Source organism: Sandarakinorhabdus limnophila DSM 17366 (genome assembly GCF_945882885.1).
GTDB lineage: Bacteria > Pseudomonadota > Alphaproteobacteria > Sphingomonadales > Sphingomonadaceae > Sandarakinorhabdus > Sandarakinorhabdus limnophila_A.
In genome coordinates, this window is record NZ_CAMCWT010000034.1 from 1 (window position 1) to 14,014 (window position 14,014).

The following is a 14,014-nucleotide window of genomic DNA, read 5'->3' on the forward strand; positions in this document are numbered from 1 at the left end:
CAAGGCGCACCTGCGTAAAGCTGCCGAGCGCACAATCCACGGCCTGTGGGACGCCATCGGACGCATCCTCGACCTCTACTCTCCCCAGGAATGCGCCAATTACTTCACAGCCTGCGGATACGATGCAACATGATCGAAAACCGCTCTAGACGCAGATGGCCAGTGTCCCACATGACGTGCTCGCGACTGGCAACAGGCTTTCGGGGAAAATGACCGTGTACAGCCCGGCTCTCAGCGTTACCGCACCGTCTGCGCCGATGTCGCAGGCTGGCATTGCTCTGATGCCACTGCTGGCGGTGATCTGGCTGGTGATGGCCGCTGTGTCCGTGGTGATGCTGGCAGCAATGCTTGTGGTTGATGCTGGCGCCTTCCTGGCGCGCGGTGGCCGCCCGAACCCGGCGCAGACAACCCGTCGCCGCATCGCGCTGATGCCAAGCCTGTTCTGACATCAGCCGGTTTTCACACCGCCATTTTTCACACCGCCCGTGTTCACACCTTCGTCTTGAACGGGGTGAAATCCGTGCCGGTGTCATAGACATCCAGGCCTTCGACGGCCTTGAACCACGCCACCACGCGATAGGTGACGGGCGTGAGCAGCGCTTCCCATAGGACCTTGAGCGCATAGTTGGTGGCCATCACGCTGAACACCAGTGCCGGTTCCCAGATCCCCCAGAAGGCCAGCGGATAAAAGATCAGGCTGTCCACGCCCTGCCCCACCACGGTCGAGCCGATGGTTCGCGTCCACAGCATTCGGCCGTTGGTGAGCAGTTTCATGCGGGCGAGGACGGAGGCATTGGCCATTTCGCCAGCCCAGAAGGCGAGGATGGACGCGAGGAAGATGCGCGGAACCTGGCCGAACACCTCGGCCAACGCGGCCTGGCCTTTCCAGCTCGAATCGGGCGGCAATGAGACCACGACATAGCTCATGGTGGCAGCGAAGATCGAGGCGGCAAAACCCACCCACACCACGCGCCGGGCCCGGGCATAGCCATAGACTTCGGTAAGCACGTCGCCGAGCACATAGGAGAGCGGGAAGAACAATATGCCCGCCCCGACCGTGACCGTGCCCCAGATCGGCAATTCCACCTGCGCCGGCTTGCTGGCACCGATCAGGTTGGAGCAGATCAGGATGACAGCAAAGGCCGCCATGCAGAAATCATAAAAGCGCAATTGCCGGCCGGCCAACGCATCGGCCGCCACAGCGCGGACGCCAGTGGGTTCATGGGCGGCGGCTGCGTCCAGCAGGGCCTTGGCTTCGGGATCCATCGACATGAACCGCACCATAGGCGGCCCGTCTGGCCGACGGAAGGTGCCGGATGACGCAGTTATTTGTTCACTTTTTGTTCTGTTTGTGTTATCCAGTATGCATGGCTGATTCGCTGCCTCTGCGTTGGCTCTACCTCGATCTCAACAGCTATTTCGCCAGCGTTGAGCAGCAGATGAACCCGGCCCTGCGCGGCCGGCCAGTGGTGGTGGCGCCGGTGATGAGCGACAGCACCAGCGCGATTGCAGCGAGTTACGAGGCCAAGGCCTATGGCATCCGCACCGGCACAAAGATCTGGCAGGCAAAAGCCATGTGCCGCGATGTGGTGATCGTGCCCGGCCGCCATGATGATTATGTGCGTTTTCACCACAAGGTGATCGACGAAGTGAACCGGCATGTGCCGGTGACCAACATCTGTTCCATCGACGAGGTGGCGTGCCGCCTGATGGACAACGAAAAGAGCCCGGCCGCGGTTGCCGCCCTCGCAACGGCGATCAAGGCCGGGCTGAACGCCAATGTGGGCAAATGCCTCACCGCCTCCATTGGCGTTGCCTCCAACCGGCTGCTGGCCAAGATGGCAGCCGACATGAAGAAGCCCGACGGGCTGACCGTCCTGACCGAAGATGTGCGCCGGGCGCGGCTGGAACGGCTGCCGCTTTCAGACATTCCCGGCGTGGGCCGGGCGATGGAAAAGCGGCTGGCGGCGGCCGGACTTGTAACGATGGCGCAATTGCTGGCGATGAGCCCGGCCCAAGCGCGCGGCGCCTGGGGCAGCGTGTGGGGGGAACGGTTGCACCGACAGTTGCAGGGGCACGAAGTGGCCGACGTGGAGACGCAGCGGCGCAGCATCGGCCACAGCCATGTGCTGGGGCCGGAGAAACGCCCACTGCCGGTGGCGCGGCTGGTGGCGCGGCGGCTGGTGATGAAGGCCGCCACCCGCCTGCGCCGCGCCGACAGCCGCGCCGGCTGGCTGGGCCTGTTCGTGAAGGGCGAGGAGCGCGGCACGAAATGGAAAGCCGGGGTGAAGCTGGGCCAGGTGATGGATTCGATCAGCCTGGTCGAAGCGATGGAGGGCCTGTGGGCGCGCATGGCGGCGGAATTCCCGCATCGCCGCCTGTTGCAGGTGGGTGTGGTGCTGGCCGAACTGACTTCGGCCAACGCCGCGCAAGCCGATCTGTTTGACTCAAACGCGCTGCTGTGCGCCCGCACCGATGCCAAGCGGCTGGCGCTGAGCCAAGCGATGGACCGGATGAACCAGCGTTTCGGCCGCGATGCCGTCACCCTGGGCCACCATGACGGTGGCGCCACACGGTCGCGCGGGCCGGCGATTGCCTTCACCCGCATCCCGGAACTGGCAGAGTTCCACGAATAAACGAGATCACACCGCCTTTGAATGGCGCTGCGGGCCCTACAGATGCGCATCGAAGGCCGACGCGATCAACCTTGCATAGGGCCAGCCATCGGGTGTGAGCGCCACTTGCCGGCCGTGCAGTCGCACCAGCCCGCGCGCGGCGTGCTTTGCCAGATGGGGCAGCGCATCGGCCAGCGGTTCCGGCACGTCCACCAGGCCATCACACAGCAGGCGGGCAATCACGTCGCTGCGTTGGGCATCATCGGCATTCACCGCCACGCCGCGCGTGCCGGCCAGCTGCCCGGCGTTCACAGCTGTTTCCCACTGGCCCAGATGCTTTTCGTTCTGGACGACGAGGCCGGCAAACTGGCTTATCGCCGTGGCGCCCAGCCCGATCATGGCCTCGCCGGCCTGCGTGGCATAACCCTGGAAATTGCGGATCATCTCGCCATCCGCTGCAGCCCGCGCCAGACTGTCTTCCGGAAGCGCGAAATGATCGAAACCGATGGCGGCATAGCCTGCCGCCGTGAACAGCCGGTGGGCCGCCGTGCTCATTGCAAAGCGCGCCGCGGCACCAGGCAGATCAAGATCGGAAATCATCCGCTGCCGGACAATGGCCGATGGCATGTGGGCATAACCGAACACTGCCACCCGGTCGGGTTTCAGCAGCGGCGCCTGTTCGATAGTTTCGGTGAGATCGACAACGCTCTGGCCGGGCAGGCCATACATCAGATCGAAATTGATCGCCTTGATGCCGGCGGCGCGGAACTGGTCCACGGCGGCCATGATGGTGTCGAAGGGTTGGATGCTGTTGATCAGCTTCTGCACGTGCGGCGCGAACGTCTGCACACCCAGGCTGATGCGGTTGACGCCGGCAGCCGCCAGCACCTTGGCATCGCCCGGTTGTATGGCGCGCGGATCAAGCTCCATGGCGATTTCGGCGCCGTCTGCCACGTCGAACTGGGCGCGCAACGCCGCGATAATGCGGGCCAGCACGGGCGCGGCCAAAGCGTTGGGACTGCCGCCACCAAACTGCACGGCGATCACCCGGCCCTTCATCAGGCTGGCCACCGTGGCAATTTCGGCCAGCAGCGCCTTTTCATAGCGCTTCAGCCGGTCATTGGCCGCCACCCCGGTGTTGCAGCCGCAATACCAGCAGATCTGCCGGCAGAACGGCACATGAAGATAGAGCCACACCGGCGCACCCGCCGGAATGGCGGCGAGCGCCTGCGCCTGCTCGGCCGCGCCCACGCCTTCGTGGAATTGCGCTGCAGTGGGGTAGCTGGTGTAGCGCGGCACGGGCTGCGCGGCGAGATCGGGATGGAAGATAGCCATGGCGGGATTGTATGGCCGCCGTGGCTGTGCCGGCGTTGATCTGGATCAATCCATCAGGGATGAACTCAGTGCAGCTTCAGCTTGGGCCGCACCACCTGGTTCACATGGCCCATAAGGATCAGGAACAGGCCCTTCAACCAGCCGTGGATGGCGATCAGGTGCATACGATAGAGAGAGGTGTAGACAAAGCGCGCCAGCCGGCCTTCGATGGCCATCTTGCCGCCCACCAGATTGCCCATCAGGCTGCCCACGGTGGAATAGCGGGCGAGGCTGACCAGTGAGCCCTTGTCCTCATAGACGAACGGGCGCAGCGGCTTGGCGGCGATCAGCGCATTTATGTTGCGGAACACCGTTTGCGCCATCTGGTGCGCGGCCTGGGCGCGCGGCGGGATCGGGCGGGTTTCGCCGGGCGGGGTGTAGCTGGCGCAATCGCCGATGGCGAAGATGCGATCATCCAATGTTGTCTGCAGCGTGTCCTTCACCAGCAGCTGGTTGTTGCGGGTAGTTTCCAGCCCGCCGATGCCGATCAGGAACTCGGCCCCCTTCACACCGGCCGCCCACACGCGGATATCAGCCGGGATGATGTTGCCATCCTTCACATGGATCGCCTCGGGCGTGGCGGCCACCACCTGCGTGCCGGCCAGCACATTCACGCCCAGATTTTCCAGTTCGGCATGGGCGGCAGCGGCGAGCTTTTCCGGCAGCAGCGGCAGGATGCGCGGCCCGGCTTCCAGCAACGTTACCTGCAGGCGCTGGCGATCGAACACTTCCAGCCCGTAATAGCCCAGCGCATCGGCGGCGGAATAGAGTTCGGCCGCCAGTTCCACGCCGGTGGCGCCGCCGCCAACGATCACCACTTTCACCGTGGCATAGCTGGCCGGATCGGCGACCATCTGGCGCGACACTCGCAGGCACTGGTTGAGCAATTTGCGGCGGAAGCGATCAGCATCGATGCGGCTTTCCAGCGCCAGGCAATGATCCTTCACACCGGCGATGCCGAAATCATTGGAAACACTGCCCACCGCCAGCACCAGATAATCATAGCGGATGCGGTGGCGGCCGATCACTTCGCTGCCGTCTTCGTCGCGGATCGGCGCGATTATCACCTGCTGCGCCTCGCGGTCGATGCCTTCCAGTGCGCCATCGAAATAGCGATAGCCCCAGCGATAGGCGTGGCCGCGATAGCCAACCTCATCCAGATTGGCATCCAAGCTGCCAGCCGCCACTTCGTGCAGAAGCGGCTTCCAGATATGGGTGGGGTTGCGATCAACCAGGATGATATCGAAATCCCGGCGCGGAAAATGCGCGCCGAGCTTCGTCACCAGCTCAAGCCCGCCGGCGCCGCCGCCCACGACGACAATCTGCGTTTTCTTCCCGTCTGCGCGCGTGCGTGGCATGGCCGCCCTTCAAGCTGTTGCACCGCCTCATAGCTGGGGTGCGCCGATTGCGGAAGGTGCGGATGGCGCAGATGTGAATTAGGAGCGCCGCGCGCCGCGAAGTGCATCACGCCATGGCGTCATAACAAATTCGCGCCGTCCCTATTGACGCCAGTGGCAGTTGCCGCCTTGTTGGCGTTGCGCTGCACCACAGGGCGGCTGGGGACGAAACGATGCTCAACATCCTTCTGGCGCTGCTGGCGCTCGCCGCAGCGTTAAACGGCGTGGCTTTGCTGCGCGCGGCCATCGCGCAGCGGCTGTTGCCGCGCGCCGAAGCGTTGCTGCTGGGCGCGGTGGTCAATTTCCTCGACACGCTGGGCATCGGATCGATGGCGCCCGCCATGGCCTGGTTCAAGTTCCGCAAGCTGGTGCCCGATCACCTGATCCCGCAGACGATGATCACCGGGCTGACCCTGCCCACAATGGTGGAGGGGTTGATCTTCCTGAGCCTGCTGGGCGTGGGGGTGGATCCCGTGCTGCTGGTGGGCAGCATCCTCACGTTTCTGGCAGGTGGCTGGGCCGGCCTGCCGCTGATCGCCCGCGCCCGGGTCTGGGTCGTGCAGGGCGTGGTGGGCCTTGCGCTGCTGATCGCGGCGGTGTTTTTTCTGCTGTCCAATCTCGATCTGATGCCGGTGGGCGGCACGGCGACCAGCCTGCCACTCGGCCTGACCATCGTGGCCATTGCCGCCAGTTTCGGATTTGGTGTGCTGATCAATTTCGGCATCGGCAATTATGCGCCAACGCTGGCCATGCTCAGCCTGATGGGGCTTGATCCGCGCCTGTGCTTCCCGATCATGGCCGCCAGCGCCTCCTTTGCGGCGGCGGGCATTGCGACGCATCACATCAAGGCAGCCAAGATCGATCTGCAGATTCCCCTGGCCATGGTGCTGGCCGGTATCCCGGCCGTGCTGGTCGCGGCGTTCATCGTGAAAGAACTGCCACTGGCGCCGCTGAAATGGCTGGTTTCGGTGGTGATCAGCTATACCGGCATTGTCATGCTGCGATCCGCTGCCATTGGCCGCCGGGCCGAAGCGGAAAATGCAACAGCGCCTCCCGCTGCGACATGACAAAGCTGCCGCCGCAGGCTATGCGCGCGCCATGAGCCAGATCACGCCCGAGATTGTTGCCACCCACGGCTTCACGCCCGAAGAATATGAGCGCGTGCTCGCCGCCATGGGGCGGGAGCCGAACCTGCTCGAACTCGGCATCTTCTCGGTAATGTGGTCTGAACATTGCAGCTACAAATCCAGCCGCATGCACCTGGCCAAGCTGCCCACAAAGGCGCCGTGGGTGATCTGCGGCCCGGGCGAGAATGCCGGCGTGATCGACATTGGTGACGGCGACGCTGCCATCTTCAAGATGGAGAGCCACAACCACCCAAGCTATATCGAGCCCTATCAGGGCGCAGCCACAGGCGTGGGCGGCATCCTGCGCGACGTGTTCACCATGGGCGCGCGGCCGGTGGCCAATATGAACGCGCTACGCTTTGGCGACATCAACGCGCCCAAGATGCGTCACCTGGTGAAGGGCGTCGTTGCCGGCATCGGTGGTTACGGCAATTGCGTCGGCGTGCCGACCGTGGGCGGGGAAACGATTTTCCACCCCAGTTACAACGGCAACATCATCGTGAATGCGATGACGGTGGGCATCGCCAAGGCGGACAAGATTTTTTATTCGGCCGCTGCCGGCGTCGGCAATCCGGTGGTCTGTGTCGGCAGCAAGACCGGGCGGGACGGTATCCATGGCGCGACCATGGCTTCGGCTGAGTTCGACGAGAACAGCGAGGAAAAGCGCCCAACCGTGCAGGTGGGCGACCCGTTCACCGAGAAGTTGCTGATCGAGGCCTGCCTGGAACTGATGGCATCAGACGCGATCGTGGCCATTCAGGACATGGGCGCGGCAGGCCTGACCAGTTCGTCGGTGGAAATGGCGTCGAAGGGTGGCGTGGGCATAAGGCTTGATCTGGACAAGGTGCCGTGCCGCGAAACGGCCATGACGCCCTATGAAATGATGCTGTCGGAATCCCAGGAGCGGATGCTGATGGTGCTAAAGCCCGGCCGCGAGGATTTCGCAGCTGCGATCTTCAAGAAGTGGGAACTGGATTTCGCGGTGATCGGCGAAGTCGTCGACGGCGGCGACCTGACCATGACCTTCCACGGCGAGGTGGTGGGCCGCATCCCGCTCGATCCGCTGGCCGATGCCGCGCCGAAATATGATCGCCCGCATGTACCGACGCCCAAGCGCGCAGCCCTGACCGATGTGCCGGCCAGCGCCAATATCGTGGCGGATCTGAAGACGCTGCTGGGCAGTGCCGATCTGTGTTCACGCCGCTGGATCTGGGAACAATATGATTGCCAGGTCGGCGCCGACACACTGCAGCGGCCGGGCGGGGACGCTGCAGTGGTGCGCGTGCATGGCACGAAGAAGGCGCTGGCCATCGCCACCGATTGCACGCCGCGTTACTGTTTTGCCGATCCGTTTGAGGGCGGCAAACAGGCCGTGGCGGAGACCTGGCGCAACATCGTGGCGGTGGGCGGCAAGCCGCTGGCCATCACCAACTGCCTGAACTTCGCCTCCCCGCAGAACCCGGTGATCATGGGCCAGCTGGTCGGCTGCATCGAAGGCATGGCCGAAGCCTGCCGGGCGCTGGATTATCCGGTCGTCTCGGGCAACGTCTCCCTCTACAACGAGAGCAAGGCGACCGGCGGCGGCAACGCCATTCTGCCGACGCCAGCGATTGGCGGTGTTGGCCTGCTGGCCGATTATGACAGCCAAATGGACCTGGCGTTCAAGGCCGCAGGCGACGTTGTCTGGCTGATCGGTAGCGCCGGGTCCCACTTGGGCCAGTCGCTGTGGCTGCGCGAATGCCATGGCCGCGAAGACGGCCCACCGCCGGTGGTGGATCTGGCCGCCGAGCGTGCGGCTGGCGACAAGATCGCGGCGCTGATCGCGGCTGGCACGGTGAATGCCGTACACGATCTTTCCGATGGCGGGTTGGCCGTGGCGGTGGCCGAAATGGCGATGGCCAGCGGGCTGGGCGCAGTTGTTGAGGTGGCTCTGGATGCCGCGTCGGCGTTCGGCGAGGACCAGGGCCGTTACCTCGTCACTGCACCGGCCGGCGTTGTCATCGACGGCGCCACGCTTATCGGCACGGTGGGCGGTGATGCGCTGGTGCTGAACGGCGAAACAGTGACGATGGCCGAACTGAAGCGCACCCATGAAGCGACGCTGCCGGCGATGATCAAAGGCTGATTTTGAGGCTGATTGCCGCCAAAGCGTAACCGAGCCATGTTCTCCTTGGGTCGCCAAGACGGGAAAATCGCAGATAGGCATGCTGGATGATCTGCTGGCGCAGGCTGGCGGGAATATCGATATCGCCGGGCTGGCCGGCAAGGCCGGGCTCGATCCGGCCATGGTGGAAGGCGCGTTGGGGCAGCTGCTGCCGCAGATCGCCGATCCGGCTGTGAACAATGCGCAAGCCGTGGCGGAGGTGGCAGGGAACACCGGACTGAATGCCGGCGCATTAGGCGCATTGCTACCGCAGTTGCTGCAGGCTGTGCAGGGCGCCGGCGGCCAGGGCGACGCGCTGGAGCAGGTAATGGCCGGGCTGAACGGTGGCGGCGGCGCCGGTGGCCTGCTGGGCCAGGTGGGCGGCATGCTGGATCGGGATGGCGACGGCAATCCGATCAACGACATCATAGGCATGTTTGGCAAGAAATAAGCCCTGCCTCTTGAATGGCGGGCCGGCAGGGCCAGATTCAGGGCATGAACCGCGCCCTCGCCTCCCGCCTGCCCCGCACCGATGCCGCGTCCGCACGCATGCGCGTCCAGGGGCTGGAACATGTGCTGGAAAGTGCCATCCGCATTCCCGGCCTGGGCACGCGCATCGGGCTGGATGCGCTGATCGGCCTTGTGCCCGGTGTGGGTGACGCGGCGATGGCGGCGATGGGGCTCTATCTCGTGTGGGAAGCCCGGAACTTGGGCGCGTCACGGCTGACGCTGGCGCGCATGGTCGGCAATGTTGGAATTGATGCCCTGATCGGCAGCGTGCCGGTGGCCGGCGATGTGTTCGATTTCTTCTTCCGGTCCAACAGCCGCAACCTCAAATTGTTGCGGCGGCACCTCAATTCGGCTTCTGCCTGAACCGGATCAGGATGGTCGCCGCCACCGCGAGCAGCAGGATGGCGGAGGCTTCAAAGATGATCGATTGCGGCGCCATTTCCTTGCCCTGCAGCACGATCAGACGGGCCAGCGCGGTGATGGCGATGAAGATCGGATAGACCACCGGCGCCTGGCTGTTGGCATAGAAGGCCGCTACCATGCCGATCACTTCGGTATAGAGGAACATCAGCAGGATATCGGCGAGGTTGACGTTCTGCGCCTGCCAGACGCGGATCAGTTCCAGCGCCACCGCGCCCAGGGTGAGCAGGGCGATGAGGAACAACAGGCCGCGTTCGATAAAGCGGAACGCTAGAAGCGCGCGGGCGCGATCGCTGGGGCTGAGGCCGTCGCTGGGTTCTGGCGTCATGCCAGCAGCATAGCTTGTGGTTCAGGCGAAATCCAAACCAATATCGGCGGCCGGTGCGCTCTGGGTGATGCGGCCGACGCTGATGAAGGTGACGCCGGTTTCGGCAATGGCGCGGATGGTCTGCAGATTGACACCACCACTGGCTTCGGTTGGCACCCGGCCTGCGATCAACACCACGGCGGCGCGCAGCGTGTCCGGCCCCATATTGTCGAGCAGCAGCCGATCTGCACCGGCTGCGAGCGCCGGCGGGATCTGGTCCAGCGTGTCTACCTCCACCACAACTCCCTGCAGCCCGGCAGCCTTGGCGGCGCGCACGGCCGGTTCCACCCCGCCAGCAACGGCGATGTGATTGTCCTTGATCATCACGCCGTCATCCAGCCGCATGCGGTGGTTGGTGGCGCCGCCCATCCGGGTGGCGTATTTTTCCAGCGCACGCAGGCCAGGCAGGGTCTTACGCGTATCGAGCAGCACGGCACCGGTGCCGGCGATGGCATCAACATACTGGCGCGCCATGGTGGCGATGCCGGTCAGATGCTGCACGGTGTTGAGCGCCGAGCGTTCGGCGGTGAGCAGCGCGCGGGCATTGCCCTCGATGCGCATCAGGTCGGCGCCGGCCGGCACGGCATCGCCATCGCTGGCCAGCATGGTGATGGTGCAGGCGGGATCGAGCGCGCGGAAAAAGGCAGCGGCCAGCGGCAGCCCGGCCACCACGACCGGATCGCGGCTGTCCATCACCGCCGTCAGCCGCGCCTCGGCCGGGATGACGGCAGCGGACGTGACGTCGCCGCCCTGCCCCATATCCTCCGCCAGCGTCGCGCTGACGAAGGCCGCCGTATCGAACCCGTCAATCACCGCGCACCGGCACGGCTGAGACATTGCCCGCCATTTCCAGCATGCGATCAAGGCTGCGCTTGGCTTTCACCCGCACATCCTCCGGCACTTCGATCTGCGGCGTCAGATCGCGCAGCGAGAGATAGAGTTTCTCCATCGTGTTGAGCGCCATGTAGGGGCACATGTTGCAGCCGCAATTGCCGTCCGCCCCCGGCGCGCCGATGAAATTCTTGTGGGGCGCGGCCTTCTGCATCTGGTGGATGATGTTGGGCTCGGTCGCCACGATCACGGTGGGTTCGGGGGAGTTCAGCGCGTAATTCAATATGCCGCTGGTGGCGCCGACATAATGCGCCAGTTCCAGGATGGCGGCCGGGCATTCTGGGTGGGCGAGCACGGGCGCCGCCGGATGCTGGGCCTTCAGCTTCAGCAACTCCGTCACCGAGAATTTCTCGTGCACCATGCAGGTGCCATCCCACAACAGCATGTCACGCCCGGTCTTGCGGTTCAGCCAGGCGCCCAGATGCTTGTCAGGCGCGAACAATATCTTCTGATCGGCCGGAAGCTGGTTGATGATCTTTTCCGCCGACGACGACGTGACGATGATGTCGCTCTCCGCCTTCACCGCCGCCGAACAGTTGATGTAGGTGAGGCTGATATGATCAGGATGGGCGCGTCGGAACTTGGCGAAAGCTTCCGGCGGGCACGAGTCTTCCAGCGAACAGCCAGCCTTCAGATCGGGCAGGATCACGGTCTTTTGCGGCGACAGGATCTTCGCCACTTCGGCCATGAACTTCACGCCGCAGAAGGCGATGACATCGGCATCGGTGGCGGCGGCCTTCTTCGACAGATCGAGGCTGTCGCCAACGAAATCGGCGATGTCCTGGATTTCCGGCGCCTGATAATAATGGGCGAGGATGACGGCGTTGCGCTCCTTGCGCAGGCGGTTGATTTCCGCCTTCACGTCGATGGCAGCGCCGCCGCCGAGCATGTTCAACCGTGCGTCCATCAGACGAGACCCCAGCTTTCCCCTGCACGGGCAACCTTGCCGCGCCGTTCCAGATCAATGAGATGCGCCAGCACACTGCGGCCCGCGGCCGGGTGCAGACGCTTGTCGACCATGGCATACATCGCCGCCACCATCTGCGGAATGGTCACCAGCCCTTCACCGATGCAGCGCAGCACCTGGGCTTCACGCTGGCGGCGATGGCCGAGCAGATGCTTCACGAAGCGCTGCGGATCGGTAACGGGCTCACCGTGGGTGGGGTGATAGATGGCGTCGTCACGGGCCATCAGCTTTTCCAGGCTCGCCATGTAATCGGCCATGTCTCCATCGGGCGGTGCGACCACGGTGGTGCTCCAACCCATGACATGATCGCCGGTGAACATCGCCTTTTCCTCTGCCAGCGCAAAGCACAGGTGATTGCTGGTGTGACCGGGGGTGTGAATGGCGGTGAGCGTCCAGCCGGGACCGCTGACACTCTCGCCATCGGCCAGCACGCGATCGGGGGCATAGCTGGCATCAAACCCGGCATCGGCGCGGGGGCCGTCGTCGCTCAGCACCAGCGGCGCGCACCCAACGATTTGCGCACCGGTCGCGGCCTTCAGCGCCGGCGCGGCGGGCGAGTGATCCATGTGGGTGTGGGTGATGACGATGTGGGACACCGTCTCGCCAACCAGCCCGTCGATGAGCGCGCGGAGGTGCGCCGGCTCAGCCGGGCCGGGATCGATCACCGCCACCGTGCCGCCAGGCTGGCCGACCACGAAGGTGCCGGTGCCGGTGAAGGTGAAGGGCGACGGGTTGCGCGCCAGCAGCCGGCGCACCAGCGGGGAACGCGGCACGAGCAGGCCATAGACGGCGCTGTCGGGGTGGCTGGCGAGATCCATGCTCCCCATGTGGCAGCGCCGCCGCGCGATGTGAAGGGCGGATAAGCAACATCCCGGCTTGGCAAGGTCGCGCCGTTGCCGCATGCCAACTTGAAACGGGAGTAAATCATGCAGTTCGACGTGGTGATCGTGGGCGGCGGGCATGGCGGTGCGGCACAAGCCGCGCAGTTGCGTCAGAAGGGCTTCACTGGCAGCCTGGCCATCATCACGGTCGAACCTTTATTGCCTTACGAGCGCCCGCCGCTGTCCAAGGAATATCTGGCCGGCGAAAAGAGTTTCGACCGCATGCTGCTGCGCCCGCCGGCCTTCTGGGCGGAGCGCAATGTCGAGGTGATGACGGGCACGCGCGTCACGGCGGTGGATGCCGCGGCGCACACACTGGCGACCACAGCGGGCGACATTGGCTATGGCCAATTGGTGTGGGCGGCGGGCGGCGATCCGCGCAAGCTGAGCTGCCCCGGCCATGAACTGCCCGGCCTGCACGCCATCCGTACCCGCGCCGATGTGGATGCGTTGAAGGCCGATCTTCGCCCCGAATCGCGCGTGCTGGTCGGCGGCGGCGGTTATATCGGGCTGGAATCGGCGGCCGTGCTCAGCAAGTTGGGCCATTCAGTGACGGTGATCGAGGCGCTGGATCGGGTGCTGGCGCGCGTGGCCGGACCGGAACTTTCGGCCTTTTATGAAGCCGAACATCGCGCGCACGGGGTGGAAATCGTCACCGGGGCCGGCCTGGCCAGCTTGGCCGCAGCCGGCGATGCCAAGCTCGCCACGCTGACCGACGGGCGGCAGATCGTGGCCGATGTGGTGATTGTCGGCATCGGGATCGTGCCTGCCGTGGCGCCCTTGCTGGCGGCTGGCGCCACCGGCGGCAACGGTGTGTGGGTGGATGATCACTGCCGCACCAGCCTGCCGGATGTGTTTGCAATCGGTGATTGCGCGCTGCACGCCAACGCCTTTGCCGGCGGCGCCGAAATCCGGCTGGAATCAGTTCAGAACGCCGCAGACATGGCCGCCACGGTGGCGCGCGCTATCACTGGCGATCCCGCGCCCTATCACGCGGTGCCCTGGTTCTGGTCAAACCAATATGATCTGCGGCTGCAGACGATGGGCATGAGCATCGGCCATGATCAGACCGTGCTGCGCGGCGATCCGGCGACGCGCAGTTTCTCGTTGATCTACCTGAAAGCCGGCAAGGTAATCGCGCTGGACTGCGTGAACGCCGCGCGCGACTATGTGCAGGGCAAGGCGCTGGTGGAACAGGGCGTGACGGTGCCAGTGGAGGCACTGGCCGATACGGCGACGCTTTTGAAGACCTGGCATCCGGCCTGAGGGGGCAAATATGGACGTTTCACGGCGGGGCTGGCTGGGGCTGGCGGGAACAGCAG

Annotated in this window: 14 protein-coding genes and 1 pseudogene; 8 read left to right on the forward strand and 7 right to left on the reverse strand. The window is 64.7% G+C overall.

All coding sequences use genetic code 11. The features are described from left to right. Both Q7O19_RS08745 and Q7O19_RS08750 read left to right on the forward strand, forming a co-directional pair. Positions 1-133: pseudogene (locus tag Q7O19_RS08745) on the forward strand (IS630 family transposase); the annotation flags it as partial. Positions 134-209: 76 nt separating this feature from the next. Further along, on the forward strand, positions 210-446 hold the full coding sequence (locus tag Q7O19_RS08750; protein ID WP_303809975.1) for a hypothetical protein: 237 nt from the start codon (positions 210-212) through the stop codon (positions 444-446). A 43-nt stretch (positions 447-489) separates the two neighbouring features. On the opposite strand, the gene Q7O19_RS08755 is transcribed toward Q7O19_RS08750, so the two are convergent. Further along, positions 490-1,266 carry a queuosine precursor transporter gene (locus Q7O19_RS08755; RefSeq protein WP_303810008.1) on the reverse strand — a complete coding sequence of 259 codons (777 nt, stop codon included), beginning with the start codon at positions 1,264-1,266 and terminating at the stop codon, positions 490-492. Positions 1,267-1,367: 101 nt separating this feature from the next. Here Q7O19_RS08755 and Q7O19_RS08760 point away from each other — a divergent pair, with 101 nt between their 5' ends. Beyond that, positions 1,368-2,636 carry a type VI secretion protein ImpB gene (locus Q7O19_RS08760; protein ID WP_303809977.1) on the forward strand — a complete coding sequence of 423 codons (1,269 nt, stop codon included), beginning with the start codon at positions 1,368-1,370 and terminating at the stop codon, positions 2,634-2,636. Positions 2,637-2,672: 36 nt separating this feature from the next. Here the strand turns inward: Q7O19_RS08760 and hemN are convergent, their stop codons facing one another. Together hemN and Q7O19_RS08770 are read right to left on the reverse strand one after the other, a co-directional pair. Then, complete coding sequence (gene hemN, locus Q7O19_RS08765; protein WP_303809978.1) at positions 2,673-3,950, reverse strand: oxygen-independent coproporphyrinogen III oxidase; 1,278 nt, start codon at positions 3,948-3,950, stop codon at positions 2,673-2,675. Positions 3,951-4,015: 65 nt separating this feature from the next. Continuing rightward, on the reverse strand, positions 4,016-5,347 hold the full coding sequence (locus tag Q7O19_RS08770; RefSeq protein ID WP_303809980.1) for an NAD(P)/FAD-dependent oxidoreductase: 1,332 nt from the start codon (positions 5,345-5,347) through the stop codon (positions 4,016-4,018). A 212-nt stretch (positions 5,348-5,559) separates the two neighbouring features. Here Q7O19_RS08770 and Q7O19_RS08775 point away from each other — a divergent pair, with 212 nt between their 5' ends. The 4 genes from Q7O19_RS08775 (at position 5,560) to Q7O19_RS08790 (ending at position 9,529) form a co-directional block, all read left to right on the forward strand. Then, positions 5,560-6,453: a hypothetical protein gene (locus tag Q7O19_RS08775; RefSeq protein WP_303809982.1), complete on the forward strand. Its 894-nt coding sequence runs from the start codon at positions 5,560-5,562 to the stop codon at positions 6,451-6,453. Between the two features lie 31 nt (positions 6,454-6,484). After that, on the forward strand, positions 6,485-8,638 hold the full coding sequence (purL, locus tag Q7O19_RS08780; RefSeq protein ID WP_303809983.1) for a phosphoribosylformylglycinamidine synthase subunit PurL: 2,154 nt from the start codon (positions 6,485-6,487) through the stop codon (positions 8,636-8,638). 79 nt (positions 8,639-8,717) lie between these two features. Further along, positions 8,718-9,107, forward strand: a complete 390-nt coding sequence (locus Q7O19_RS08785) for a hypothetical protein (protein ID WP_303809985.1) — start codon at positions 8,718-8,720, stop codon at positions 9,105-9,107. A 44-nt stretch (positions 9,108-9,151) separates the two neighbouring features. Continuing rightward, positions 9,152-9,529 carry a DUF4112 domain-containing protein gene (locus Q7O19_RS08790; protein WP_303779371.1) on the forward strand — a complete coding sequence of 126 codons (378 nt, stop codon included), beginning with the start codon at positions 9,152-9,154 and terminating at the stop codon, positions 9,527-9,529. Here Q7O19_RS08790 and Q7O19_RS08795 read toward each other — a convergent pair. Genes Q7O19_RS08795 through Q7O19_RS08810 form a run of 4 tightly spaced genes read right to left on the reverse strand, consistent with a single transcriptional unit; the run spans position 9,510 to position 12,629 of the window. Beyond that, a complete protein-coding gene (locus Q7O19_RS08795) occupies positions 9,510-9,914 on the reverse strand; it encodes a phosphate-starvation-inducible protein PsiE (RefSeq protein WP_303809986.1) in 405 nt (134 codons plus the stop codon). The genes Q7O19_RS08790 and Q7O19_RS08795 overlap by 20 nt on opposite strands. 21 nt (positions 9,915-9,935) lie before the next feature. Next, positions 9,936-10,790: a carboxylating nicotinate-nucleotide diphosphorylase gene (gene nadC / locus Q7O19_RS08800; RefSeq protein WP_303809987.1), complete on the reverse strand. Its 855-nt coding sequence runs from the start codon at positions 10,788-10,790 to the stop codon at positions 9,936-9,938. Next, on the reverse strand, positions 10,759-11,751 hold the full coding sequence (gene nadA / locus Q7O19_RS08805) for a quinolinate synthase NadA (protein WP_273463741.1): 993 nt from the start codon (positions 11,749-11,751) through the stop codon (positions 10,759-10,761). Before nadA ends, nadC begins: the two co-directional genes overlap by 32 nt. After that, complete coding sequence (locus Q7O19_RS08810) at positions 11,751-12,629, reverse strand: MBL fold metallo-hydrolase (RefSeq protein ID WP_303809988.1); 879 nt, start codon at positions 12,627-12,629, stop codon at positions 11,751-11,753. Before Q7O19_RS08810 ends, nadA begins: the two co-directional genes overlap by 1 nt. Positions 12,630-12,737: 108 nt before the next feature. Between Q7O19_RS08810 and Q7O19_RS08815 the strand changes: the two genes are divergently transcribed. Then, positions 12,738-13,958, forward strand: a complete 1,221-nt coding sequence (locus Q7O19_RS08815) for an NAD(P)/FAD-dependent oxidoreductase (RefSeq protein WP_303809990.1) — start codon at positions 12,738-12,740, stop codon at positions 13,956-13,958. Positions 13,959-14,014 lie beyond the last annotated feature (56 nt).